The organism is Streptomyces sp. NPDC003034, assembly GCF_053591375.1.
The window spans coordinates 47878-71158 of record NZ_JBSFTS010000007.1 but is presented as its reverse complement, the minus strand read 5'-3'; the positions used below and the strand labels follow the sequence as shown (position 1 = coordinate 71158).

Genomic DNA, 23281 nt, shown 5'->3' with positions numbered 1-23281 from the left:
CGGGAGCGCGCACGCCCCGGCGCGTGTCCGCCACCGCCGGGCCCCGGCGCGGACCCGGCGCGCCGGCGATCCCCCGTAACTGCCCCCGCGGCCGGGCGATCCCCCCGTACGGGCCCCCGCGGCCGGGCAGGTACCCCGTACGGGCCCCACGGCCGCGCGGGCCACCCGTACCGGCGCCGACGGCCGCACCGCCCCGGCGGAGGGCCATCGGCCCGTGCCGCCGGGCGGCGACGGACAGCGCCCTCCGCGCACCGGGGCGCTGAGCGGAACCACCGAGGGGACCTATTGAGCGGACACGCCCCGCGAACCAACGCCCAGGGCCGCCCAGGGCCGCCCAGGACCTAGGAACCGACCGCTTCGGGCTCCTCGCGCGCCGCGGTCTTGGCCCGGCCGGTCCCGGCGGGGCGGGAGACCGCCGCGGGCGCCGGGGAGCCGGCCGCCGCGAACGGGCGCCACCACGGGGAGGCCGGCACTGCGGCGGCGCCGGGCTCGAAGGGCTGCCCGGGCACCGGCAGCGCGACCGCCGCACCCGCCGCCTCGGCCGCGGCCAGCGTGCCCTCGCCCGGCTCGTCCCACGGGTGGGGCGCCAGGTTGAAGGTGCCCCAGTGGATGGGCAGCATCGTGCCGTGGGGGACGCCGCCCTGGAGGTCGAGGTGGGCGCGCATGCCCTCCTCGGGGGTCATGTGGATGTCGGGCCAGTACTTCGAGTACGCCCCGATCTGGATCATCGTGGCGTCGAAGGGTCCGTGCTCCGCGCCGATCTTCTTGAAGCCGGGGAAGTAGCCGGTGTCACCGCTGTGGTAGATCCGGTGCTCGTCCCCGGCGACGACCCAGGAGGCCCAGAGGGTGTGCTGCTGATTGCGCAGACCGCGCCCGCAGAAGTGCCGGGCCGGGGTGGCCGTGAGCGAGAGGCCCGCGACCTTCGTGCTCTCATCCCAGTCCAGCTCGCGCAGCCGGTCGGCGGCGACGCCCCAGCGCTCCAGGTGCGCGCCGACGCCCAGCGGGACGGCGAAGACCGTGTCCGTACCGGCCAGGGCCTTGATCGTCGGCAGGTCGAGGTGGTCGTAGTGGTCGTGCGAGATGACGACGACGTCCACCGGGCCCAGCGAGGCCAGGGGCACGGGCACCGGATGCAGCCGCCTGGGTCCGGCGAAGGGGAAGGGGGAGCACCGCTCGCCCCACACCGGGTCGAACAGCACGCGGCGCCCGTCGATCTCCGCGAGCACGGTGGAGTGGCCCATCCAGGTCAGGCGCAGTCCGCCGGCCGGCGGCTTCGCCAGCTCGGCCAGGGTCGTCGGGTACACCGGGATCGGCGCGGCCGGACTCCTGCGCAGCCTCTGCTCCTTGTCGAAGTAGATCTTCGCGAACTCCGCCGTCGAGCCCGAGGGCCTGGTCCGGGCCCCGACCGGATTCTGGAAGGCGCCGTCGGCGAAGTTCGGCGAGCGGCGGATGCGCTCCATCCGGGCACCGGTCGGGTCGGCGCCGAAGGCTTCGGTCCGCAGGGCGCGCAGCCGTGGACGCAAGGGACGGGAGCCGGTCAAGGCGCCTCCTGGGACGATGGGGTCAGGACGGTCGTCGGTCTACGACCATCCCAACGCACACCGTCCCCGAAGGATTCCGCGGCGGCGCCCCCGCCCTAGAGCGGCAGCAGGTCGGGCCGCTTCGCCTCGACGTGGTCCCCGGAGGACTCCCCGCGCAGCCGCCGGCCGATCCACGGCACCAGGTGCTCGCGCGCCCACTGGATGTTGTCCCGGGTCACGTCGACCGAGCCGCGCGGCCGCTGCGGCGGCCACGGCTGGTCGGGGTCGGTGGGGACCTGCAGGCCGAGCACCTGCGCGGCGCGCAGCGCGACCCGGGTGTGCCCTTCGGGCGAGAGGTGCAGCCGGTCGGCGTCCCAGGCCCGCCGGTCCTGTACGGACCTCAGCGACCAGAGGTCGAGCACCGGGCAGCCGTAGCGGTCGGCGATGGCGCGGACGTGCGCGCTGTACGTGGCCACCTTGCCCCGCAGGTGCCGCAGGACCGGCACACCGCGGGTGTCGAAGCCGGTCGTGATCATGACCATGCCCACGGCCCCGGTGAGGTCGGCGACGGCCGCCTCGAACCGCTGCGCCACGTCGTCCGGGTCGCTGCCGGGCCGGATGATGTCGTTGCCCCCCGCGCAGAAGGTCACCAGGTCCGGCGCGAGCGCCTTCGCCCGGGGAACCTGTTCGGCCACGATCTGGTCGAGGAGCCGTCCGCGCACGGCCAGGTTCGCGTACCGGAAGTCGTGCTCGTCCCGCTGGTCGGCCAGGAGCACGGCAAGCCGGTCCGCCCAGCCGAGAAGCGAATCCCCGGGCCCCGGGTCCCCCACGCCCTCGGTAAAGCTGTCCCCGATCGCCGCGTACGAGCCGATGGTCTTGAGTTTCGTCGTCGTCGCTGCCACGGAACGACATCCTTCACCCCCGCGGGCGACTTACGCCAACGTAAGCAGGGGTTGACGGGCCGTGATCTATACCACCCGACGGGTAAGGAATAAGTACACGTCAGGCCGGGCCCCCCCTCAGGCCCCGGCCTGACGCCGTTCGTACTGCGGCCGCGGGTGCCGTCAGATGCTGACGCCCTTCGAGCGGAGGTAGCTCACCGGGCTGATGTCGGAGCCGTAGGACGGGCCGGTGCGGATCTCGAAGTGGAGGTGCGGGCCGGTCGAGTTGCCGGTGGAGCCGACGAGGCCGATGCGCTGGCCGCCGGTGACGCTCTGGCCGACGGAGACGGAGAGCGCGGACATGTGGGCGTACTGGGAGTACTTGCCGTCGGCGTGCCGGATGATGACCTCGTTGCCGTACGAGCCGGCCCATCCGGCGGAGACGACGGTGCCCGCGCCGATGGCCTTGACGGTGGTGCCGGAGCTCGCCATGAAGTCCACGCCGGTGTGGTAACCGGAGGACCACATGCTTCCGCTGGCCCGGTACTGCGTGGAGATGCCGCCGCTGACCGGGGCGACGAAACCGGAGGCGGTGGGGGTGCTGGAACCGGAAGAGGTCTGGCCGGAGGCGGAGGTTCCCGCCGAGGACCGGGCGGTGGACTGCGCCGGCTTCTCGGCCTGCTTCTGGACGGGCTTCTCGGCGGGCTTCTCGGCCCGCTTCTGGGCCGGCTTCTCCGCCGGGGCCTTCGGGGCCGGCTGGACCTTGGGGGCTGCCTGGGCCGGCTTGGCCGGGGCCGCGGCCGCCGCCTTCCCGCCGAGCGTCAGCTTCAGGCCCGGGTGGATCAGCGAGGGGTCGGCTCCGACGGCCTCCCGGTTGTCGGCGTACAGCTGCTGCCAGCCGCCCTCCAGCCGGCGCTCCGCCGCGATCTTGGAGAGGTAGTCGCCCGGGACCACCGTGTACTGGGTCGGGGCGGCCTGCGCGGCGGCGGTGGGCGTCGCCTGCGGCGCCACGGGAGCCTGCTGGATCAGCTGGACCTGCGGCGCCTGCACGGTGGAGGCGGAGGCGGCCGAGACGGTCGGCGCACCGGCCGCCTGGGCGCCAGTGGCGCCCATCAGCGGCAGCGCGAGCGCCGCGCCACCGGTGCCGGCGACGGCGAAACCGCGGGATATCGAACCGGACTTGGGACGGCGGTGCTTGCCCTTTGCAGGCATGGCGAATTCCTCTCCGGCGCCTGCGAGGTGAGCTGTCGGGTTCGGACTGGAGATGTCCGGCCGTACACATGGGGCACATGTACGGCTTCACCCCGAGCCGTCCCGGTTCAAAGAGCCGGAACGGCGGCTTACCTGGTTCCCCCGCTCCTGCCGCGCGTGAGTAGTCGGGTGCGGTTTCCGGGCGGCGGCAGGATTTGGCGGTCCACCCGGGATCGATCGCGAAGGTAATCGAGTCCGGGCGCGGGGAACAAGCCATGAATTTGCTGACGGAATCACAGGGATGAGGGATCGGCGGAATTACGGTCACCCTCCGTCCATTCCGGCCCGCCAACAACCGCCCCCGCTAGGCGATTCGCTTTCCGCGATCAGGCACTCACGGTCACCGTATGATCTGGCTCACGGGGGCGACCCGATGTCCCTTTTGAGAACGGCGAGTTATGGCTAAGTAGTGGCCAAGTAGTGTAATTCGGACACCCCAGGACTACGCGGAGGAGTTCCCGTGACCCAGCAGATACCCCCGGCCTCACTGGCGCGGCCGGAGCCGGAGCCCGCGCTGACCGGGGTGCGCAACTTCCGTGACGTGGGCGGACTGCCGACCTCGGACGGACGGAGGGTCAGAAGGGGGCGACTCTTCCGAAGCGGACATCTGGCGCATGCCACCGAAACCGACGCAGAGTTCCTGTCAGCGCTCGGGCTGCGCACCGTCTTCGACTTCCGCAACGAGGCCGACCACGCCCTGGAGGGCCCGGACGTCGAACTGCCCGGCGTACGGAATGTGAACATCCCGCTGTCCGACCCGGCCGACGGGCGCGAGTTCTGGAAGATGGTCAGCGACAGCGACCTGGACCGGCTGCGCGCCGTGCTCGGCGAGGGCAAGGGCGCGGCCCGCATGGCGGACTCCTACCGCGGGATCATCAGGCACCGCACCGCCGAACACAGCCGGGTCGTGCACTCCCTCGCCGAGGACGGCGTCCCCGCCCTGATGCACTGCGCGGCGGGCAAGGACCGGGCAGGCCTGTCGATCGCCGTCACCCTGCTGGCGCTCGGTGTGGAGCGCGAGGCGATCGTGGCGGACTACCTGGAGTCGAACGCCCCGCACCGCCGTTACGTGCTGCGCCACAGCGGCCCGGCTGCCGAGGCGCGCTCCCCCGAGGTCATGGAACTGCTCGCGCCGCTCTTCGACGCCCGCGCCGAATACCTGACCGCGGCCTTCGACACCATCGACGGGCACTGGGGCGGGGTCGAGCGCTACCTGGCCGAGGGTCTCGGGCTCACGCCCGACACCCTCGGCCGGCTCCGCGAGCAACTGCTCGACTGACCCCGCCCCCGACGCTCGCCCCCTCCCCCGGCGGTCCAGCGCCCACAACCAGGGAGCGGAGGGCGCCGGAGCAGGGGGGCGCCGGATCAGGGGGCGCCGGGGCAGGCCGTCAGCCGTTGCCGACGGCCTGCTTCACCAGTGTTCTGCCGAACTCCCACATCAGAGCGCCGCCGCCGTGCGCCTCGTCCATGACCGACCGGAAGGCGCCGACGAACCGGTCGACGTCCCGCTCGTCCAGCACCAGCGGCGGAATGAGCTTGATCACTTCGAGGTGGTCGCCGGAGACCTGGGTGAGGATGCGGTGCTTCTGGAGCAGCGGCACCACGACCATCTGCGCGAACAGCCCCTTGCGGGCCGCCTGCAGCATGGCCCACCGGCCGCGCAGCGCAAGCGAGGACGGCCGGCCGAATTCGATGCCGATCATCAGCCCGCGCCCCCGCACCTCGTGCAGCAGCTCGTACCCGTCCACCAGCGCCGCGAGGCGTCCGCGCAGCAGGTCGCCCATCGCCCGCGCGTTGGCCACGACCTCCTCGTCCTCCATCACGGACAGCACCGCCAGGCCGGCCGCCATCGCCTGGGCGTTGGACCCGAAGCTCGCCGAGTGCACGAGCACGCGGTCCATGGACGAGTAGACCTTCTTGAAGATCCAGTCCCTGCCCAGGGTCGCGCCGACCGGTACGTATCCGCCCGACAGCGCCTTGGCCACGCACACCAGGTCCGGCTCCACGCCCGGCTCGTGCTGGTACGCGTAGAAGTCACCGGTCCGTCCCAGGCCGGTCTGTACCTCGTCCACGATCAGCAGCGCCTTGTGCCGGTGCAGCAGTTCCTGCGCGGCGAGGAGGAACCCGGGCGGGGCTTCGAGTACGCCCTTGCCCTGGATCGGCTCGACGATGAAGGCCGCCACGTCCCCCCGCCGCAGCTCCCGCTCCAGGGCGGCCAGGTCGCCCAGCTCGATCCTCGTGTCGGGGAGCAGCGGGTCGAAGCCGTTCCGGAAGCCGCTCTCCCCGTTCACCGAGAGGGAGCCGGTGGTCAGCCCGTGGAAGGCGTGGTCGCAGTAGAGGATCCTGGTTCGCCCGGTGGCGTAGCGGGCGAACTTCAGGGCCGTCTCCACCGCCTCCGTACCGCTGTTGCCGAAGAAGACCCGGTCCAGATGCGGGCTGTACGAGAGCAGCTTCTCGGCCAGCAGTCCGGGCAGGGGCTGGCAGTCGAAGCGGGTGAGGTCGGCGAGCTGGGCGTCCAGGACGTCGTGCAGGGCCCGGCGGACCACCGGGTGGTGGCGCCCCAGGCCCATGACCCCGAAGCCGGCCAGCATGTCGAGGTAGTCGTGGCCCTGGGCGTCCCAGAAGTGCGCTCCCTCGGCCCGGACGTAGACCTTGTCGAAGCCGATGGTGTGCAGCATCCGGGGCAGCTGGTGGTTGAGGTGGCGGGCGTGCAGCTCGTACCGCTCCCTGCCGCGCGCCGCCAGCAGGGCGCCGAGGTCGAAACCGCCGCCCCGGCCGCCCTCGCCTTCCCCGCCCTCACCTTCCCCGCCCTCGCCTTTCCCGCTCCGCGCCGAGGCCCTGGCCCCTTCCGTCGGCGCCGTCATGCCGACGTGCCCCGGTTGCCACCCACCGTCTCCCGGGCGGCGCGCAGGGATTCCTTGAGCGAGCCCATGGTGGCGAGGACGGCGGTGGGTTCGTAGCCGCAGTGCGCCATGCAATTGGCGCAGCGCGGGTCCTTCCCGCGGCCGTACTTGCTCCAGTCGGTGTCCTCGATCAGTTCCCGGTACGTCGGCACGTAGCCGTCGCTCATCAGATAGCAGGGCCGCTGCCAGCCGAAGAGGGAGTAATTCGGAATGGCCCAGGCGGTGCAGGGGAAATCCGCCTTTCCTTCCAGGAAGTCGAGGAAGAGCGGCGAGTGGTTGAGCCGCCAGCGCCTCCGGTTGCCGCCCGCGAAGGCCTTCTTGAAGAGGTCGCGGGTCTGCTCGACGCCCAGGAAGTGCTCCTGGTCGGGGGCTTTCTCGTAGGCGTAGGCGGGTGAGATCATCATCTCGTCCACCTGGAGGTCGTCGTTGAGGTAGTTCAGCACCTCGATGATCGTCTGCGGGGTGTCCGTGTTGAAGAAGGTGGAGTTGGTCGTCACCCGGAAACCGCGCCGCTTCGCCTCCTTGATGGCCGCTACGGCCTCGTCGAAGACGCCCTCCTTGGCCACCGACTCGTCGTGCCGCTCGCGCAGCCCGTCGATGTGCACGGCGAAGGCGAAATAGCGGGACGGGGTGAATTTCTCGATCTTCTTGCGCAGCAGCATTGCGTTGGTGCAAAGGAAGACATACTTCCGCTTCGCCACCAACTGCCGCACGATCTCGTCGATCTGCGGGTGCATCAAGGGCTCGCCGCCTGCGATGGACACCATGGGCGCACCGGATTCCAGTACGGCGCCGACGGCTTGGGCGACCGGCATGCGCTGCTTGAGCACCCCGGCGGGGTGCTGGATCTTCCCGCACCCTTCGCAGGCCAGGTTGCAGGCGTAGAGCGGTTCGAGCTCGACGATCAGCGGGAACTTCTCACGCTTGCGGAGCTTCTGTTCGAGAAGATAGGTCCCGACCCTGACGGTCTGGCGCAGCGGCATGGCCATCTGGCTCACCTCCTGGGGAGCAGCGAAGAACGGTGCCATTCATAAAACGCGGGCAGTACGGCACGCAGTACACGGAAGGCCGATATTCCACCGCGGACCGTGCCGATGCGGACGAGCTCGTGCTCCGGAGCGTCCACGATCACCCGGACGGCGGCGACGGGGCGGCGTCCGTCCGGGTCGTGGCCGCCGAGGGTCGCGGTCCACAGCGTGGCCGCCGACTCCATGTCGACCGCGATGGCACCGGTGGCGCGCAGGTGCGCGCGCTCCTGGCCGCGGACGACGTGGTCGGATCCGGTCAGTGCCCCGGTGTGCACGGTCCGGCCCGGAAGGGCCCGGGCCAGCGCTCCGGCGAGCAGGGCCGTACCCGTGCAGGTGACGGTGGCGTGCGGGTCGCGGGTCTCCTCGGCGACGACCAGGTCGCCGGGGTGCATGCCGGGGACCAGCCCGGCGCAGAATCCGGTCGCGAGGACCGCGGCCCCGCTCAGCTCGGGCCGGTCCAGGGCCCGGGCGACGGCCCGCTGGGCCGCGCGCGGGCCCATGCCGGTACGCAGGACGGCATGCGGCGCTTCGCCCGCGCCGGCGCGGCCCGCGCCGCGCAGCGCGAGCCGCTCGATGCGCAGGGCGCAGGCGATCAGCAGCGGGGCGGCGCTCCCGGAGCCGTCCCCCCGGCGGGGGGCGGCCATCAGGCCTCCCCGTGGAGGGCCCCCGCAACAAGGGCCTCCGCGGGAAGGGCCCGCGCGGAGCCGGGGGGCTCTCCGTACAGGTAACGGCCGAGCGCCGTGAGCGGGAACACCTGCCGGTACAGGTGGTAGTTGATGGAGAAGTCCCAGGGGAAGCCGGTACCGGTGAAGTACCGCTCGTCCCAGGAGCCGTCCGCCCTCTGGGTCTGCACCAGGTAGCGGATGCCCCGCTCGACGGCCCTGCCCTCCCGCTCTCCGGCCGACAGCAGGGCCATCAGGGCCCACGCCGTCTGCGATGCGGTGGAGGCGCCCTTCCCGGCCCAGGACCGGTCCTGGTAGGAGCGCTGGTCCTCGCCCCATCCCCCGTCCTCGTTCTGTACGGATTCCAGCCAGCGCACGGCCCGCCGGATCGCGGGATGCGTCGTGGCGATGCCGGCGGCGGCGAGCGCCGGGACCACCGACCCGGTCCCGTACACGTAGTTGGTGCCCCAGCGACCGAACCAGCCGCCGTCCGGCTCCTGTTCGGCCAGCAGCCAGTCGATGCCGCGCCGGGTCCGCGGGTCGGTGGCCCGGCCCTCGAAGGCGAGCATCTCCACCACGTGGGCGGTGACGTCGGCCGAGGGCGGGTCGATGACCTCCCCGAAGTCGCAGAAGGGCAGCTTGTTCGGGAAGGGGCTGGTGTTGTCGGCGTCGAAGGCGGCCCAGGCGCCGTTCTTCGACTGCATGCCCAGGTTCCAGGACACCCCGCGGGCGATGGCCGCCTCGACCCTCGCCGGGTCGGGGTGCCTGATCCGGCGCAGTGCGAGGACCACCTCGGCCGTATCGTCGATGTCGGGGTAGGTGTCGTTGTGGAACTCGAACGCCCAGCCGCCCGGCGCGAGTCCGGGCCGGCGCACCGCCCAGTCCCCGCTGCGGGCGATCTCCTCGCCCAGCATCCAGTCGGCGGCCTTGACCAGGGCCGGATGGTCGGGCCGCACGCCCGCGTCCACCAGGGCGATCGCGGCCAGGCAGGTGTCCCAGACCGGGGACTGGCAGGCTTCGACCATCCGGGCGCCGTCCTCGCGCCACACCGTGAACCGGTCCAGGGACTCCAGCCCGGCGCGCATCACCGGGTGCCGGAGGTCGTATCCCAGCAGGTGCAGGGCGATGATGGAGTACACGGCGGGCGGCTGGATCCCGCCCCAGCAGCCGTCGTTCTCCTGGCGCTCGATGATCCAGCGGCCGGCCGTGGCCATCGCGGCCTCGCGCAGCCGGCGCGGGGCGAAGCGCCGGTAGAGGTGCAGGGCCCTGTCCATGCGCTGGAAGGCGCCGTCCCAACTGGTCAGCGGGGCCATCGGCTTGGCCGGATTCGGGACCCGGGCGTCGGTGTGCAGCTCGTCCAGGGGGAAGGGGGCGGGGCGGACGGGGCGCATCGCGGAGACGACGGTGAGCGGGACGATGGTCTGACGGGCCCAGCAGCCGAAGTCGTAGATGTTCAGCGGCACCCAAGGGGGCAGGAAGACCAGCTCGGGCGGGAGTTCGGGCAGGTCGTCCCAGCGCCACCAGCCGAAGAGCGCGAGCCAGATCCGGGTGAAGACCCGGGCCGAGGCGATCCCCCCGTTGGCCCGGATCCAGGCGGAGGCGCGGGACATGTGCGGGGAGTCCGGCGCGTCCCCGGCCAGGCGCAGCGCCACGTACGCCTCGATGGTGGCGGACAGTTCGGGCGGTCCGCCGTGGAAGGTGGCCCAGGTGCCGTCGTCCCGCTGCTCGCCGCGGATGAACAGGGCGGCGGCGTACGTGGTGGCCTCGTCCCGGATGCCGAGGAACTGCCGCAGCAGCAGGTCCTCGGCGTCCATGGTGACGTTGGTCTCCAGGTCGCCCTTCCACCAGCCCTCGGCGTCCTGGCGCTCCAGCAGGTACCGGGCCGCCCGCACGGCCGACTCGTACGCGGGCCGGTCGGCCGGATCGGCGGGCGCGGGCTGCCCGTACGGCCCCTGCCCCCCGGCCGGACCTCTGCCGTCCGGCGGTTGCGGCAGGTCCAGCGTGGCCCGGCCCACCCCCGGCGCCCCGGTCCGCACGACCGCGGCCCGGTCTCCCGGCGGGGCTCCGGGGGGCGCCGGGAGCGGTCCGCGCCGCGTCGGCGCCTCCGCGAGCGCGGTCGCCCGCTTCCGGTCGTCTCCGGCGCTCTCCGCCAGGTCCGGGGCGAATCCCGGCGGGGCGCAGCCTGCCGGCCCCGGCGCCGCCGGGGCGCGGGCCGCACGCTCCTCGGCCGGGGCCTGTGCCGGGCCCCTGACCCGGACCCGGATACCGCCCGCCCCGTCGCTATCGGCCCGGACCGGTCCCGGTGGAGCCGGCCGGGCCGGCGGGCCGGGTTCGGGGCGGTCGGGCCGCCGCTGCGGATCGGTGTCGCTGCCAGCGCCAGCGCTCTCCGCGCTGCCGTCGGTCGTCGCTGTCATGGCTTCCCCTTCGAACAGTGTCCTCTGCTGAACTGGGGTCTGCCGTCGGCCGGCGCCCGCCCTGTCGGGCAGCGGCGCCGGCCGGCGACTCGCGAGTCATATCCTCGATCGGGTGGCGATCACCGCTTGCGCACGACGACGAAGTCGGCGAGGGCGACGAGCTGGTCGCGCACGCGCTGCGGCATGTCGACCTCGTCCAGGGCGCGGACCGCGACGGCGTGCTGGCGGCGCGCCTCGTCCGCGGTCCACTGGCGGCCTCCGGCCGCCTCGATGAGCGCGGCGCGGGCGGCGAACTCCTCCTCGGAGAAGTTCTCGAAGTCGTTGCTCTTGGCGTCGGCGGAGAGCAGCTCGGCGAGCTCCTCGCAGGCGGGTCCGCCCGCCGCGAGGGCGGCGACGACCGGCAGGGACTTCTTGCGCTGGCGCAGGTCGCTCCAGGTCTGCTTGCCCGTGGCGTCCGGGTCGCCCCAGATGCCGAGCAGGTCGTCGACGGCCTGGAAGGCGAGGCCGAGGTGGTAGCCGTACTCCTCCAGCTTGTCGGCCGTCCGGTCGTCGGCGCCGCCGAGGACCGCGCCGATGGAGACGGCGCAGGCGAGCAGGGCGCCCGTCTTGTTGCCCTCCATCTCCAGGCACTCCTCGACGCTGACGCTCTCGCGGTGCTCGTAGGAGATGTCCTGGGCCTGGCCGTCGATGAGCTTGCGGGTGGCGGCGGTCAGCCGGCGCGCCGCGCGGCCGGCCTCGACGGTGCCCAGTTCCAGCAGGACCTCGTTGGCGAGGGCGAAGAGGGCGTCGCCGACCAGGATGGCCTGGGCGGGTCCGTGCACCTTCCACACCGTGTCGCGGTGGCGGCGCTGTTCGTCGCCGTCCATCAGGTCGTCGTGCAGCAGCGAGAAGTTGTGCACCAGCTCGACCGCGACGGCGCCCGGGATGCCGACCTCGGCCGTGACGCCCGCCGCCTCGGCGGAGAGCAGGGCCAGAGCGGGGCGTACGGCCTTGCCGCCGTCGCCGTCCGCCGGCTTGCCGTGGGCGTCGATCCAGCCGAAGTGGTAGGCGGCGACGGTGTCCATGGGCGCCGCGAGCCGGTCGACGGCGGCGCGGAGCGCGGGGGCCGACAGCGTGCGGCCACGCTCCAGGAGGGCGAGGGTGTCAGCCTTCTCCGCTCCCCTTCCGGCTGTGCCGGCGGCGGCACCCGTGTTCTCGACAGCCGGATTCCCCGGGTTCACTGGCTCTCCTCTGGTTCCTGTTCGTGCTGCGCTCGGCGTGTCTGTGCCGGTGTCGCTGATGTCGGTCGTCATGCCGCCTCCTGCAGAGGGTGTACGCGGGGGCGGCCGAGCGCGGCGAGCGCGGCGTGTGCCGCGCCCAGTCCGCTCCGGACGGCGCTCTCCATGGTCGCGGGCCAACCGGTCGCAGTCCACGCTCCGGCCAGGTAGAGCCCCGGCGTGTCGGTCCGCGCCCCGGGGCGCAGCCGGCCGACGCCGGGGGTGGGGGCGAAGGTCGCCGTCCGTTCCCGGGTGACGAAGAAGTCCCGTACCTTGGCGCCGCGTGCGGCGGGCAGCAGCCGTTCCAGCTCGGGCAGGTACTTGGTCCGCAGGACCGAGACGGGTTCGTCGATGTCGTCCTGGGCGATCGACTGGGACAGTGCCAGGTACTGGCCGCCGTCGGCGAGCCCGGAGGCGTCGGTACGGTCGAAGACCCACTGGACCGGGGAGCCGAGGGCGGCGAAGAAGGGCTGCTTGAGCACCTTGCGGTCGTAGACGACGTGGACGTTGAGGATGGGCGCGGTGCCGATGTCGAGGAGCTTGTCGGGGTCGGCGAGGGCACCGGCCGGCAGCAGCCCGTGCGCCTCCCGCTGCGGGACCGCGAGGACGACGGTGTCCGCTTCGAGCGACTCGTCCTCGGTGTCGATCCGCCAGTGGCCCTGCGCGGTGCGGGACAGGGCGGTGACGCGGGTGCGCAGCTCGGTCCGCACGCCCGCCGCGTCGAGCGCCTTGCGGGCGAGGGTGTCGTGCAGGTCGCCGAGCGGCACCCGGGCCCAGCCGATGTCCGCGGCGCCGTTCTCGGAGAGCAGGCCGGTCTTGAAGACCATGGCGGCCAGGCCCAGCGAGGACTGCTCGGCGGTGGCGTTGAGGGTCGCGATGCCGACGAGGTCCCACAGGGCCTCGATGGTCCGGGCGGACTGGCCGTAGCGGCCGAGCCAGGTGGCGAAGTCCAGGCCGTCCAACGCCGGGTCGGCCGGGTCGAGGCGGCGCAGCGCGAGGGCGGCGCGCCCGACGCCCGCACGCTCGGCGAGCGAGAGGTGCGGGTAGCGGGCCAGGGCTCCGGCGAGGTGCAGCGGCACGGGCAGGGCGCTGCGGCGCAGCCGGCCGAGGCGCGGCCCGCCGGGGTGCGCGACGTCGAGTACGGGTACGTCGAGCCGGTCCTGCAGGGGTGCGAGGGCGGCGCCGTCGACGCGTTCGAGGAACCACCGGTAGGCGGTGCAGCACCGCAGGTAGACGTGCTGGCCGTTGTCCACGGTCAGTTCGCCGCGCTTGAAGGAGAACGCGAGCCCGCCCAGGCGCGGCCGGCCTTCGAGCAGGGTGACGCGGAGCCCGGCGTCGGCGAGTTCGAGGGCGGTCGTGACGCCGGCGAGGCCGCCGCCCACGACGACGGCGCGCTGATGGCCCCCGCTCATGCGTCCTCCCCGGTGGTGCGGTCGCCCGTCGGCCGGGCCCGTCCGGTGCGCGGTGCCCGGCCCCCGGCGTGGGCGGGTCCCGCGGTGAGAGACGCGGTCTCAGGCCCGGGGGTTGCCTGGAGGGCGTCGCGGCCCCGCGCCGGTGCGAGCGTCGCCGGGCGCATCGTCGTGGGGGACATCAGGCCCGCCTCCGGTTGCTCTGGCGGGAGATGGTCCGCGCGTCGAGACCGGACAGGCCGCGCACGGCGACGTACGCCTTCTCGTGCGGCGGCAGCGAGACACGGCCCCGCAGCACGGCCTCGGGCTCCCGCTCGATGCGGTCGAGGAGGCGCCGGTAGATGCCCGCCATGGCGGCGACGCAGGCTCCGCTGCGCCGGTCGAGCATCGGCAGCAGCCGGTAGCCCTCGGCGAACAGGGCCCGGGCACGCCGGACTTCGTGGTGGACGAGACCCGCGAAGTCGGCGCCGACGGGGGCCCGGTCGCCCTGGAAGCCTTCGGAGCAGCCGAACTTGGCGAGGTCCTCGGTGGGCAGGTAGGTGCGTCCGTTGGCCGCGTCCTCGCGAACGTCCCGGAGGATGTTGGTGAGTTGGAGGGCGAGGCCGAGGGTGTCGGCGTACTCGGGTGCGCGCGCCGCCTCGGGCGCGCCGGACGCGGTACCGAACACGCCGAGCGAGAGCCGCCCGATGGCCCCCGCCACGCAGCGGCAGTAGGCCTTGAGGTCGTCCCAGGTCTCGTAGGCCTCGCCGCGCACGTCCATCAGGACGCCGTCGATGAGTTCGTCGAGGCCGCCGAGCGGGATGGGGAACCGGCGTGCCGCGTGCGCGAGGGCGACGGCGACCGGGTCGGTGTCGTCCTCGCCGACCTCCTCGGCGCGGATGCGCCCGAGCAGGGCGCGGGTCTCCTCCAGCCGGGCCAGCTTGACCTCGGGCGCCAGCGTGCCGTCGCCGAGGTCGTCGACGCGCCGGGAGAAGGCGTACAGCGCGGACATCGCGTGCCGCTTGTCGGTGGGCAGCAGCCGGATGCCGTAGGCGAAGTTGCGCGCCTGTGAGCCGGTGACGGCCTCGCAGTAGCCGTATGCCGCCGCGACCGGTGCGGACAGAGCGCCGTCCGCGGTGGGTGCGGAAGCGTGTGTGGGGCCCTCCACGGTGGGGCTCACCCCTTTCTCGGCGCTGAGCGCAGGACGGCGGCGACCTCGCGGAGCAGGCCGCTCTTGGTGGGCTTGGGCGGGCCGGGGAGGACGTCGAAGCCGGCGGCGGTGACGGCTCGCAGGGCGGCGCGCCCTCCTCCCACGAAGCCCGCGAGCAGCAGCCGGAGTCTGCCGTGCACACTGCCCACGAGGGGCGCGCCCTCATCGAGGAGCTCGCGTGCGCGCTCGGTTTCGAAGGCGATCAGGGCGCGTACGGACGCGCCGGCGGCCGGGGCCTTGAGGTCGGCCTCGGTCACGTGGAAGCGGCGCATGTCCTGGGCGGGGAGGTAGATCCGGTCCCGGCCGAGGTCCTCGGCGACGTCCTGGAGGTGTTCGGCGATCTGCAGGGCGGTGCAGACGGCGTCGGAGTGGCGGATCCGCTCGGGGGTGCTGGTGCCGGTGAGGGCGAGCACGAGGCGGCCCACCGGGTTCGCGGAGAGTTGGCAGTAGCCGAGGAGGTCCTCGTACGTCTCGTAGCGGGTGACCCGCTGGTCGAGGCGGTTGGCTTCGATGAGCCCGAGGAAGGGCTCGGGGGTGAGGCCGTGGGCACGGACGACGGGCTGGAGCGCGAGCAGCAGCGGGTGGCGCGGCGTACCGTCGGCGCCGCCGGATCCACGGAAGACGCGGTGCAGGTCGCCCTCGAAGGCGTCGAGCATGGCGAGCCGGTCGTCCACGGCGGCGGGGTCGAGGCCGAGGAGTACGGCGTCCCGTCCGCCGGGGGCGAGGTCGCCGTCGCCGATGTCGTCGACGAGGCGGGCGAAACCGTAGACCGCCATCAGGCCGTCGCGCCAGGCGCGGGGCAGGAAGAAGGGGGCGACGGGGAAGTTCTCCGTCGCCGCTTTGCCGAGGGTGGCGCTCGCGTGGACCGTGGCGGATCGGGAGCGGATGCCGTGCCCCGGGGTCACCGCCCGCCGCCCGCGGCGGGGACGGCCGTCGTGCCTGGGGGCCGGAGGATTCCCGTAGCCATTGCCGTCACATCTCCCGTTCTACACTGCCGACCCAATACATCCCATTTCGGACACGCCGCCGGGCTTTGCCCGGGCTGCCCCAGGGCCGTTCACCTGCGGCCACCTGTGGGGAATCGTCCCCTCTTGCCGCGATTCAGAACGGGCTCAGCTTACGCTGTACAACGCCGCGGGGAGCTCTGGGGTATTCGCCCGCCCCCGCATGTCTTCCGCCCGCCGCACCCGGCGCACCGAGGCCCCCACCGCGCTGAGCGGCAGGGGCCTGCGGGAGTCCGCCGTAACCGTGGAGGGCCCGTGGACCGCGCACGAGGCGGTGCGGCGCGGCCGGCCGGTCAGCCGTTGGTCGCCTTCTCGTAGGCCGAGACGACTTCCTCCGTGGGCCCGTCCATCAGGAGTTCGCCCTTCTCCAGCCACAGCACCCGGTCACAGGTGTCCCGGATGGACTTGTTGTTGTGGCTCACCAGGAAGACGGTGCCCGCCTTCTCCCGCAGTTCGCGGATGCGGTTCTCGGAGCGCACCTGGAAGCTGCGGTCGCCGGTGGCCAGGGCCTCGTCGATCATCAGGACGTCGTGGTCCTTGGCCGCCGCGATGGAGAAGCGCAGACGCGCCGCCATGCCCGAGGAGTAGGTGCGCATCGGCAGGGAGATGAAGTCGCCCTTCTCGTTGATGCCCGAGAAGTCGACGATGCCCTGGTAGCGCTCCTTGATCTGCTCCCGGGTCATGCCCATGGCGAGCCCGCCGAGGACGATGTTGCGCTCACCGGTGAGGTCGTTCATCAGGGCGGCGTTGACGCCCAGCAGCGAGGGCTGGCCGTCGGTGTAGACCTTGCCGGACTCGCAGGGCAGCAGGCCCGCGATGGCGCGCAGCAGGGTCGACTTGCCGGAGCCGTTGGAGCCGATCAGGCCGATCGCCTCGCCGCGGTAGGCCGTGAAGGAGACGCCGCGCACGGCGTGGACGCGGCGGACGCCCGGTGCGTCGCCCTTGCCCCGGCGCACTATCTTGCTGAGCGCGGCGGTGGCCGCGCCCTTGCCGACGCCGCCGGTGTTGACCCGGTAGACGATGTGGACGTCGTCCGCGATCACGGTGGGGACGCGCCCCTTGGTGTTGTCAGCCACGGCCGTAACGCTCCTCAGACTTCCAGAAGTACACGAAGCCGCCGAGGCCGATCACGGCGGCCCAGCCCACTGCGAAGAGCCAGACGTGCGGGGGCAGGTTGCTGCTGCCGTAGTCGTCGATCAGGGCGAACCGGATGAGGTCCATGTAGATCGCCACCGGGTTCCACAGCAGCACGTCGCTGATCCACTGCGGCTGGTCCTTGAGGTAGATCCCGATCGGGAACATGACGCCGGAGGCGTACATCCACGTACGCATCACGAACGGCATCAGCTGCGCCAGGTCGGGGGTCTTGGAGCCCATCCGCGCGAAGATCATGGCGAGGCCGGTGTTGAAGACGAACTGCAGCGCCAGCGTCGGGATCACCAGCAGCCAGGAGAGCCGCGGGTAGTTGCCGAAGCTGACGGCGATCACGAACACGACGACCATCGAGTACAGCAGCTGCTGGAGCTGCTGGAGCGAGAAGGACACCGGCAGGGCGGCGCGCGGGAAGTGCAGGGCCCGCACCAGCCCGAGGTTCCCGGAGATCGCCCGGACGCCCGCCATCACCGAACTCTGGGTGAAGGTGAAGACGAAGATGCCCATCATCAGGAACGGGACGTAGACGCCCTTGGGCATCTCCCGGCCCGCGCCGAGGATCAGGCCGAAGATCAGCCAGTAGACGGCCGCGTTGAGCAGGGGGGTCGCCACCTGCCAGACCTGGCCGAGCTTCGCCTGGCTGTACTGCGCCACCAGCTTGGCCCGGGAGAAGGCCATGATGAAGTGGCGCCGACCCCAGAGCTGCCGCACGTAGTCCCGCAGGCCCGGTCGGGCGCCGCTGACGGACAGGCCGTACTTCCTGGCGAGCTCCGCGGGGCTGAGCCCCGCGTCTTCGGACGGCGGCTTGCTCGTGGCGAGGGCGCCGTTGTGGGTTGTGTCACTCACAAGTTGAAACTTTCCGTCTTCAAGATGCGGCAGGAGGGGACATCGGGCCGGTGGCGCGAGGCCCGTGATCGCGCCATGTTCCCAGACGCGAGCGGGTCAGATGACAGGTGGTCTGCCGAGCCGGGTCAGCCGCCAGACCGTACGCCACCTCATGGGGCGCCGGGGACCGCAGGGAGTGGTCCAGCCCTCCTTGAACCCCCCGAACCATGCCTTCAGCGCCGGACCGGAAGGCCTGCGCAGGAGCGTCAGGAGGAGCCAGACGCCCAGGTAGACCGGGACCAGCGGAGCGGGCAGGTTGCGGCGGGCGAGCCACACCCGGTTACGGGCCACCATACGGTGGTAGACCGCGTGCCGGGACGGCGACGTCGTCGGGTGGAGCAGCACCATGTCCGCGCGGTAGTCGATCAGCCACCCCGCGTCGAGCGCCCGCCACGCCAGGTCCGTTTCCTCGTGCGCGTAGAAGAACTCCCCCGGCAGCGTTCCCACCTGCTCGAACACCGTCGTGCGGACGGCGTTGGCGCCGCCCAGGAAGGTGGTCACACGGGAGGAGCGCATCGGATCGGAAGCGCGCAGCCGCGGCACGTGCCGGCGCTGGGTCTCGCCGGTCTGCGGATCCGCGATCCGGAAGCTGACGATCCCGAGCCTGGGGTCCTCGGCGAAGGCCTGGCGGCACAGCTCCGCGGTGTCGGTCCGCTCCAGCAGTCCGTCGTCGTCCAGGAACAGCAGGGCGTCCACCTCGCGGCCGCCGGGGCCGAAGGCCTCGATGCCGGCGTTGCGCCCGCCGGGGATGCCCAGGTTCTCGGGCAGTTCGACCGTGCGGATCCCTTCGGGCAGCCCGGTGACCTTGACGCCCTGGCCCACGACGACCACCTCGACGGGGTCGCCCTCCTGGCGGGCCACCGAGTCGAGGAGCGCCTTGAGCTCGTCGGGCCGGGTGCCCATGGTGATGATCACGGCGCCCAGCCGCATCGGGGCGGTCACTTGAGCCTGCTGGAGGCCAGGACCGACACCAGGTGCAGCAGCGTCTGGAGCAGCGCGATGCCGGCCAGTACGGCGACACCCAGCCGGGAGAAGAACAGGTCGCCGCGGACGGTGTCCAGGACGGCCAGCAGCAGGATGAGCAGCGACGCCTCGATGCCGAGGACGAGCCGGTGGAACTTCAGCGCGGCGGCGGCCCGGCGGGCGAGCGCCATGCCGGACGAGCGCGGCTCCGAGGCCGCCTCCTGGACCGGCGGCTTGCCGACCTGGTGCCGGGCGACGCCGACCAGGTCCGTCTCGGCCTTGATCAGGATGGCGCCGAGCGCGGCGAGGGTGCCGAGGAAGGCCCACAGCCAGTCGATCCGCCCGCTGCCCCACAGGTCCGCGGCGCGCAGGCCGAAGCCGACCAGGACGGCGGCGTCGCACAGGTAGGCGCCGACCCTGTCCAGGTACACCCCGGAGAGCGAGAACTGCTTCTTCCAGCGCGCCACCTCCCCGTCCACGCAGTCGAGCAGCAGGTACAGCTGGACCATCACCACACCGAGGACCGCGCCCCAGACTCCCGGCACCAGCAGGGCGGGCGCGGCGAGGAACCCGGCGACGGTCATCACGTAGGTCAGCTGGTTGGGCGTGACCTTGGTGGTGACCAGGAACCGGGTGATGCGCAGGGAGACCTCGCGCATGTACAGGCGGCCGCCCCAGTGCTCCCCACTGCGCCGGTCCTTGACGCCCGCCGGGTGAACGACGGGCCGGAGTTCAGCTACGGATGGTCTTGGCATAGTCGGCGTAAGCGTCCCTGATCTCGGCTGCGGACAGGTTGAGGTGCTCCAGGATCGTGAAACGTCCCGGGCGGGTCTGAGGTGCGTACTCGACGGCCGCGACGAACTCGTCGACGCTGAAGCCGATCTCCTCGGGCAGCACCGGCAGGCCGTGGCGGACCAGCACCTCGGTGAAGAGGGCGGACTGCTCCTCGGCGCCGCGCAGGTGCATGGCGAAGGCGGCTCCGATGCCGACCTGCTCGCCGTGGAGCGCCGAGCGCCCCGGGTAGAGCAGGTCGAAGGCGTGGCTGATCTCGTGGCAGGCGCCGGACGACGGGCGGGAATCCCCGCTGATCGACATGGCGATGCCGGACAGGACGAGCGCCTCGGAGAGCACGGTGAGGAACTCGTCGTCGCCGCACCCGCCGGTGTGGCGCAGGACGGACTGGCCGGCCGTGCGGGCCATGGCGGCGGCGAGGCCGTCCACGGCCTCGCCGGTGATCCGGTGGGAGAGCTCCCAGTCGGCGATCGCGGAGATGTTGGAGATCGCGTCGCCGATGCCGGCGCGGATGAACCGGATGGGGGCGTCCTTGATCACGTCGAGGTCGATGACCATCGCGATCGGCGTGGGGACTCCGTAGGAGCCGCGGCCGTTGTCGTTGTCCAGGATGGACACCGGCGAACAGATGCCGTCGTGCGAGAGGTTGGTCGCGACGGCCACCATGGGCAGTCCGACCCGCGCCGCGGCGTACTTCGCGACGTCGATGATCTTGCCGCCGCCGAGGCCCACGACGGCGTCGTAGCGGCGGCCCTTCATGTCGTCGGCCAGTTTGACGGCGGAGTCGATGGTGCCGTCGACCACCGGATACCAGTCGGCGTGCGGGAGTACGGGCTCCAGCTTCAGCCGCAGCGCCGCGCCCGAGCCGCCGCTGATCGCGATGGCCAGCTTGCCCGACGCGGAGATCCGCTGGTCGGCGAGGAGGCCGGCCAGGTCGTCCATCGCCCCGCGGCTGATGTCGACGACGACGGGCGAGGGGATCAGCCTCGTCAGTACTGGCATGCGATCGTCCGGCCCTTGGCGAGGTCGTCGTGGTTGTCGATCTCGACCCACTTCACGTCGCCGATGGGGGCGACGTCGATGGTGAAACCGTCGTTGACGAGCTGCTGGTAGCCGTCCTCGTAGTAGAGGTCGGGGTCGCGCTCGAAGGTGGTCTTCAGCGCCTCGGCCAGCTCCACCGCGGCCTCGGGCTCGATGAGGGTGACGCCGATGTACTCGCCGGTCGCCTCGGAGGGGTCCATGAGCTTGGTGATCTTCCGGACGCCCTTGCCGTCGGCGGTGACGACCTTCATCTCCTCGTCGGCCAGGCTCTTGACCGTGTCGAGGGCCAGGATGATCTTCCGGCCGTCGCCGCGGGCGGCGAGCAGGGTCTTCTCGACGGAGACCGGGTGCACGGTGTCGCCGTTGGCGAGGATCACACCCCGCTTGAGGACGTCACGCGCGCACCACAGGGAGTAGGCGTTGTTCCACTCCTCGGCCTTGTCGTTGTCGATCAGCGTGATCGTGACGCCGTACTTGGCCTCCAGCGCCTCCCGGCGCTCGTAGACGGCTTCCTTGCGGTAGCCGACGACGACGGCGACTTCGGTGAGGCCGACCTCGGCGAAGTTGCCGAGCGTCAGGTCGAGAACCGTCAGGCTGTCCTCCCGGCCTTCGGGACCGACGGGCACGAGGGCCTTGGGCAGGGTGTCGGTATAGGGACGCAGGCGGCGTCCGGCACCGGCAGCGAGGACAAGGCCGATCATGCTGGTTCTCCTTCGTCATGTACGGCGGGTGCTCCGGAGGAGACCCAGAAACGGATGCTCTCCACGAGCACCACGAGTGCCACGAACACGGCCAGGGCCGTGAGCGCGACGGGGAAGTCCGTTGGGCGCGTCACCAGGACGGCGGCCAGTACCGCGGTCAGCAGCACCCGGCCTTCATGGCCGCCGATCGTCCGCACCAGCCAGTGCGGGGGCGCGCCGGTGCCACCGCGGATGCGGTAGACCGTGTCGTAGTGATGGTAGGCGACCGCCGCGATCAGGCCGAATGCCGCCGGAAGGGCTCCTGGGACCTCCGCCTTGGCGGCGAGGATCAGCACGGTGGTGTATTCGGCGGCCCGGAAAACGGGCGGGACGAGCCAGTCGAGGGCGCCCTTGAGGGGACGCGCGACGGCGGCTCCGGCGAGCAGGGCGTAGACGGCGGCGGCGATGACCACCTGGCGGCTGCCGAACTCGTAGGCCCAGGCCGCCGCGAGCAGGGCGGCCGAGCCGACGACGGCGGCGGCGATCCCGGCGCCGGGGGCCATCCGGCCCAGCAGCCGGCCGGCGAGCTCGGCGACGGGGCCGGAGTCGGCCAGGTCCGCCAGGGCGCGGGCGGCCCGGTCCGTCCGCTTCGCCTTGCGGGTCACCGACCGCAGGACACGGCCCGCGGTGGTGTAGAGGGCGCCGAAGGCGCAGCCGACGAGCAGGGCGTAGAAGACGATCCGCGGGGTGGTGACGGCGGTCAGGACCGCGATCATCGCCCACCGTTCACCGATGGGCAGGATGATCATCCGCCGGAGCCAGACCGTCCAGCCGACGCTGTCGAGCTTGACGGAGAGCGCCGCCGTCGGGCTTCCGGTGACGGACGTGCCGGCGGCCGTGGCGTCGTGGTTCGCCTCGTTGAACGAGAAGTCGACCACGTGGCGGCAGGTCATCAGGACCATCGCGCCGAGGGCCAGGGCCCATACGTCGTCCCCGTCGCGGGCCGCTCCCAGGGCCAGGCCCGCGTAGAAGGAGTACTCCTTGGCGCGGTCGAAGGTCGCGTCGAGCCAGGCGCCCATCGTGGAGTACTGGAGCGAGTAGCGGGCGAGCTGTCCGTCGGTGCAGTCCAGCACGAAGGAGACGAGCAGGAGCACACCGGCCGCGACGTAGCCCCAGCGGTCGCCGGTGGCGGCGCAGCCGGCCGCGACGAGCGCGGTGATCAGCGAGGCGGTGGTGACCTGGTTCGGGGTCAGTCCGCGGCGCGCGCACCAGCGGGCGATGTAGCGCGAGTACGGGCTGATGAAGAAGGTGGTGAAGAAGCCGTCGCGGGACTTCACGGCGGTCCGCAGGCGCACGGCCTCCTCGTCCACGGCGGCGACGGCGGCGCGCGCCGCCTCCCGGTCCGCGGCGGTGGCGGGTACGGCGGCGACGAGCGTGCCGAGCTCGGGCCGCTGGACGGGGGTCCCGGCGTCCTCGACGGCGGCGGCGAGCCGGTCGGCGTAGGGCTGGGCGGCGTCGGGCCCCGTGGCGTGCGACCCCGTGGGCTCGGCGGCGTCGGAGGGGCCGCCCTGCGCCTGGGCGGCGGCCTTGTCCAGGGCCGCGCGGGCGCCCGGCTGGACGGCGAGGGCGCCGGGGACGGCGCAGGCGTCGTAGCGCGGGTCGGTCAGGGCCAGCCGCAGCGCGTGCACGTGGCCGACGAACGCGCTGTCCACGAAGGCCACCCGCTGGCCGGCGGGTACGGCGGCCAGCGCGGCGGCGGCCTCCTCGGGTCCCGCCGCGGGGCGGACGTCGAAGCCGAGGGAGCGCAGCTCGTCCGCGAGCGGTGATCCGGGGACCGGCAGGCCGGTAAGGATGACGGTCGGCAGACGAACTCACTCCTTGCGGACGAACACGGGACGTACGCCAGGTGGGGCGGCGGCACGTCGGCAGAGGCTATCGGATGAATGGAAGCGGGGGTTCACCGCCCGTTTGCACCCCGATGAGCCGGTATTCCTGTGCGCGAGGGCGCCGGGGACGGCGCCGCGGCGACGGCCACGCGCGCCGCCTCCACGGAGATCCGAGAAACACCCCCTGGGTGTGGTCATCATCGGTGATCACACCGAGGGACCACAAACCGCCGGTGTTACGGTGGGCGCGGAGCCGTACGCGGGTCGTACGGGTCCGCCCGCGGTCGTACGGGTACGCCCGCCGTCGATGGAGCGGGACAGCGGGCGAGGGAACCCGGCGGGAAAGCCGGGCGGGGACCGGACCA

General features: G+C 72.5%; 19 protein-coding genes and 1 riboswitch. Of the genes, 1 reads left to right on the top strand and 18 read right to left on the bottom strand.

The genetic code is table 11. From position 1 onward, the window contains the following. Nucleotides 1-341 precede the first annotated feature (341 nt). From ACWDX7_RS10730 to ACWDX7_RS10720, 3 genes are all read right to left on the bottom strand, one after another. Nucleotides 342-1541, bottom strand: a complete 1200-nt coding sequence (locus ACWDX7_RS10730; protein WP_451490112.1) for an MBL fold metallo-hydrolase — start codon at nucleotides 1539-1541, stop codon at nucleotides 342-344. A gap of 95 nt (nucleotides 1542-1636) precedes the next feature. Then, complete coding sequence (locus ACWDX7_RS10725; RefSeq protein ID WP_451490111.1) at nucleotides 1637-2422, bottom strand: SGNH/GDSL hydrolase family protein; 786 nt, start codon at nucleotides 2420-2422, stop codon at nucleotides 1637-1639. Nucleotides 2423-2584: 162 nt separating this feature from the next. After that, nucleotides 2585-3613, bottom strand: a complete 1029-nt coding sequence (locus tag ACWDX7_RS10720; RefSeq protein ID WP_451490110.1) for a peptidoglycan DD-metalloendopeptidase family protein — start codon at nucleotides 3611-3613, stop codon at nucleotides 2585-2587. A gap of 2 nt (nucleotides 3614-3615) precedes the next feature. After that, nucleotides 3616-3790, bottom strand: a riboswitch (cyclic di-AMP (ydaO/yuaA leader). A gap of 322 nt (nucleotides 3791-4112) precedes the next feature. On the opposite strand from ACWDX7_RS10720, the gene ACWDX7_RS10715 reads away from it, so the two are divergent. Next, a complete protein-coding gene (locus ACWDX7_RS10715) occupies nucleotides 4113-4931 on the top strand; it encodes a tyrosine-protein phosphatase (protein WP_451490109.1) in 819 nt (272 codons plus the stop codon). 109 nt (nucleotides 4932-5040) lie between these two features. Here the strand turns inward: ACWDX7_RS10715 and ACWDX7_RS10710 are convergent, their stop codons facing one another. From ACWDX7_RS10710 to ACWDX7_RS10640, 15 genes are all read right to left on the bottom strand, one after another. Then, on the bottom strand, nucleotides 5041-6516 hold the full coding sequence (locus tag ACWDX7_RS10710; protein ID WP_451490108.1) for an aspartate aminotransferase family protein: 1476 nt from the start codon (nucleotides 6514-6516) through the stop codon (nucleotides 5041-5043). Further along, nucleotides 6513-7544 carry an adenosyl-hopene transferase HpnH gene (gene hpnH / locus ACWDX7_RS10705; RefSeq protein WP_451490107.1) on the bottom strand — a complete coding sequence of 344 codons (1032 nt, stop codon included), beginning with the start codon at nucleotides 7542-7544 and terminating at the stop codon, nucleotides 6513-6515. Before hpnH ends, ACWDX7_RS10710 begins: the two co-directional genes overlap by 4 nt. A 5-nt stretch (nucleotides 7545-7549) precedes the next feature. Further along, nucleotides 7550-8227 carry a phosphorylase family protein gene (locus ACWDX7_RS10700; RefSeq protein ID WP_451490106.1) on the bottom strand — a complete coding sequence of 226 codons (678 nt, stop codon included), beginning with the start codon at nucleotides 8225-8227 and terminating at the stop codon, nucleotides 7550-7552. Continuing rightward, complete coding sequence (gene shc / locus ACWDX7_RS10695; RefSeq protein ID WP_451490105.1) at nucleotides 8227-10659, bottom strand: squalene--hopene cyclase; 2433 nt, start codon at nucleotides 10657-10659, stop codon at nucleotides 8227-8229. The genes ACWDX7_RS10700 and shc overlap by 1 nt, the downstream gene beginning before the upstream one ends. Before the next feature lie 119 nt (nucleotides 10660-10778). After that, entirely contained in the window at nucleotides 10779-11879 is a 1101-nt protein-coding gene (locus ACWDX7_RS10690) for a polyprenyl synthetase family protein (RefSeq protein ID WP_451490104.1), read from the bottom strand. A gap of 68 nt (nucleotides 11880-11947) precedes the next feature. Beyond that, nucleotides 11948-13327, bottom strand: coding sequence for a hydroxysqualene dehydroxylase HpnE (hpnE, locus tag ACWDX7_RS10685; RefSeq protein WP_451490103.1), 1380 nt, complete (start codon nucleotides 13325-13327; stop codon nucleotides 11948-11950). A 178-nt stretch (nucleotides 13328-13505) separates the two neighbouring features. Further along, the gene (gene hpnD, locus ACWDX7_RS10680; RefSeq protein ID WP_451490102.1) at nucleotides 13506-14483 is read right to left on the bottom strand and encodes a presqualene diphosphate synthase HpnD; all 978 of its coding nucleotides are present in this window, start codon (nucleotides 14481-14483) and stop codon (nucleotides 13506-13508) included. Next, the gene (gene hpnC / locus ACWDX7_RS10675; RefSeq protein ID WP_451490101.1) at nucleotides 14480-15418 is read right to left on the bottom strand and encodes a squalene synthase HpnC; all 939 of its coding nucleotides are present in this window, start codon (nucleotides 15416-15418) and stop codon (nucleotides 14480-14482) included. Before hpnC ends, hpnD begins: the two co-directional genes overlap by 4 nt. Before the next feature lie 392 nt (nucleotides 15419-15810). Next, nucleotides 15811-16593 carry an ABC transporter ATP-binding protein gene (locus ACWDX7_RS10670; RefSeq protein ID WP_451490100.1) on the bottom strand — a complete coding sequence of 261 codons (783 nt, stop codon included), beginning with the start codon at nucleotides 16591-16593 and terminating at the stop codon, nucleotides 15811-15813. Then, nucleotides 16586-17515: an ABC transporter permease gene (locus tag ACWDX7_RS10665; protein WP_451490099.1), complete on the bottom strand. Its 930-nt coding sequence runs from the start codon at nucleotides 17513-17515 to the stop codon at nucleotides 16586-16588. Before ACWDX7_RS10665 ends, ACWDX7_RS10670 begins: the two co-directional genes overlap by 8 nt. A 96-nt stretch (nucleotides 17516-17611) precedes the next feature. Then, entirely contained in the window at nucleotides 17612-18484 is an 873-nt protein-coding gene (locus ACWDX7_RS10660; protein WP_451490225.1) for a glycosyltransferase family 2 protein, read from the bottom strand. A gap of 8 nt (nucleotides 18485-18492) precedes the next feature. Continuing rightward, nucleotides 18493-19272 (bottom strand): CDP-alcohol phosphatidyltransferase family protein, encoded by a 780-nt coding sequence (locus tag ACWDX7_RS10655; protein ID WP_451490098.1) that lies wholly within the window; start codon nucleotides 19270-19272, stop codon nucleotides 18493-18495. After that, nucleotides 19250-20311, bottom strand: coding sequence for an iron-containing alcohol dehydrogenase family protein (locus ACWDX7_RS10650; RefSeq protein ID WP_451490097.1), 1062 nt, complete (start codon nucleotides 20309-20311; stop codon nucleotides 19250-19252). The genes ACWDX7_RS10655 and ACWDX7_RS10650 overlap by 23 nt, the downstream gene beginning before the upstream one ends. Then, nucleotides 20299-21051: a phosphocholine cytidylyltransferase family protein gene (locus ACWDX7_RS10645; protein ID WP_451490096.1), complete on the bottom strand. Its 753-nt coding sequence runs from the start codon at nucleotides 21049-21051 to the stop codon at nucleotides 20299-20301. The genes ACWDX7_RS10650 and ACWDX7_RS10645 overlap by 13 nt, the downstream gene beginning before the upstream one ends. After that, the gene (locus ACWDX7_RS10640) at nucleotides 21048-22895 is read right to left on the bottom strand and encodes a DUF5941 domain-containing protein (RefSeq protein ID WP_451490224.1); all 1848 of its coding nucleotides are present in this window, start codon (nucleotides 22893-22895) and stop codon (nucleotides 21048-21050) included. The genes ACWDX7_RS10645 and ACWDX7_RS10640 overlap by 4 nt, the downstream gene beginning before the upstream one ends. Between the last annotated feature and the right edge of the window lie 386 nt (nucleotides 22896-23281).

What these genes read in the sequence shown, in the direction of transcription:
- ACWDX7_RS10720 (WP_451490110.1), bottom strand. Translation starts at nt 3,613, where the DNA reads ATGCCTGCAAAGGGCAAGCACCGCCGTCCCAAGTCCGGTTCGATATCC.
- ACWDX7_RS10710 (WP_451490108.1), bottom strand. Translation starts at nt 6,516, where the DNA reads ATGACGGCGCCGACGGAAGGGGCCAGGGCCTCGGCGCGGAGCGGGAAA.
- hpnH (WP_451490107.1), bottom strand. Translation starts at nt 7,544, where the DNA reads ATGGCCATGCCGCTGCGCCAGACCGTCAGGGTCGGGACCTATCTTCTC.
- ACWDX7_RS10700 (WP_451490106.1), bottom strand. Translation starts at nt 8,227, where the DNA reads ATGGCCGCCCCCCGCCGGGGGGACGGCTCCGGGAGCGCCGCCCCGCTG.
- shc (WP_451490105.1), bottom strand. Translation starts at nt 10,659, where the DNA reads ATGACAGCGACGACCGACGGCAGCGCGGAGAGCGCTGGCGCTGGCAGC.
- hpnE (WP_451490103.1), bottom strand. Translation starts at nt 13,327, where the DNA reads ATGAGCGGGGGCCATCAGCGCGCCGTCGTCGTGGGCGGCGGCCTCGCC.
- ACWDX7_RS10660 (WP_451490225.1), bottom strand. Translation starts at nt 18,484, where the DNA reads ATGCGGCTGGGCGCCGTGATCATCACCATGGGCACCCGGCCCGACGAG.
- ACWDX7_RS10655 (WP_451490098.1), bottom strand. Translation starts at nt 19,272, where the DNA reads ATGCCAAGACCATCCGTAGCTGAACTCCGGCCCGTCGTTCACCCGGCG.
- ACWDX7_RS10650 (WP_451490097.1), bottom strand. Translation starts at nt 20,311, where the DNA reads ATGCCAGTACTGACGAGGCTGATCCCCTCGCCCGTCGTCGTCGACATC.
- ACWDX7_RS10645 (WP_451490096.1), bottom strand. Translation starts at nt 21,051, where the DNA reads ATGATCGGCCTTGTCCTCGCTGCCGGTGCCGGACGCCGCCTGCGTCCC.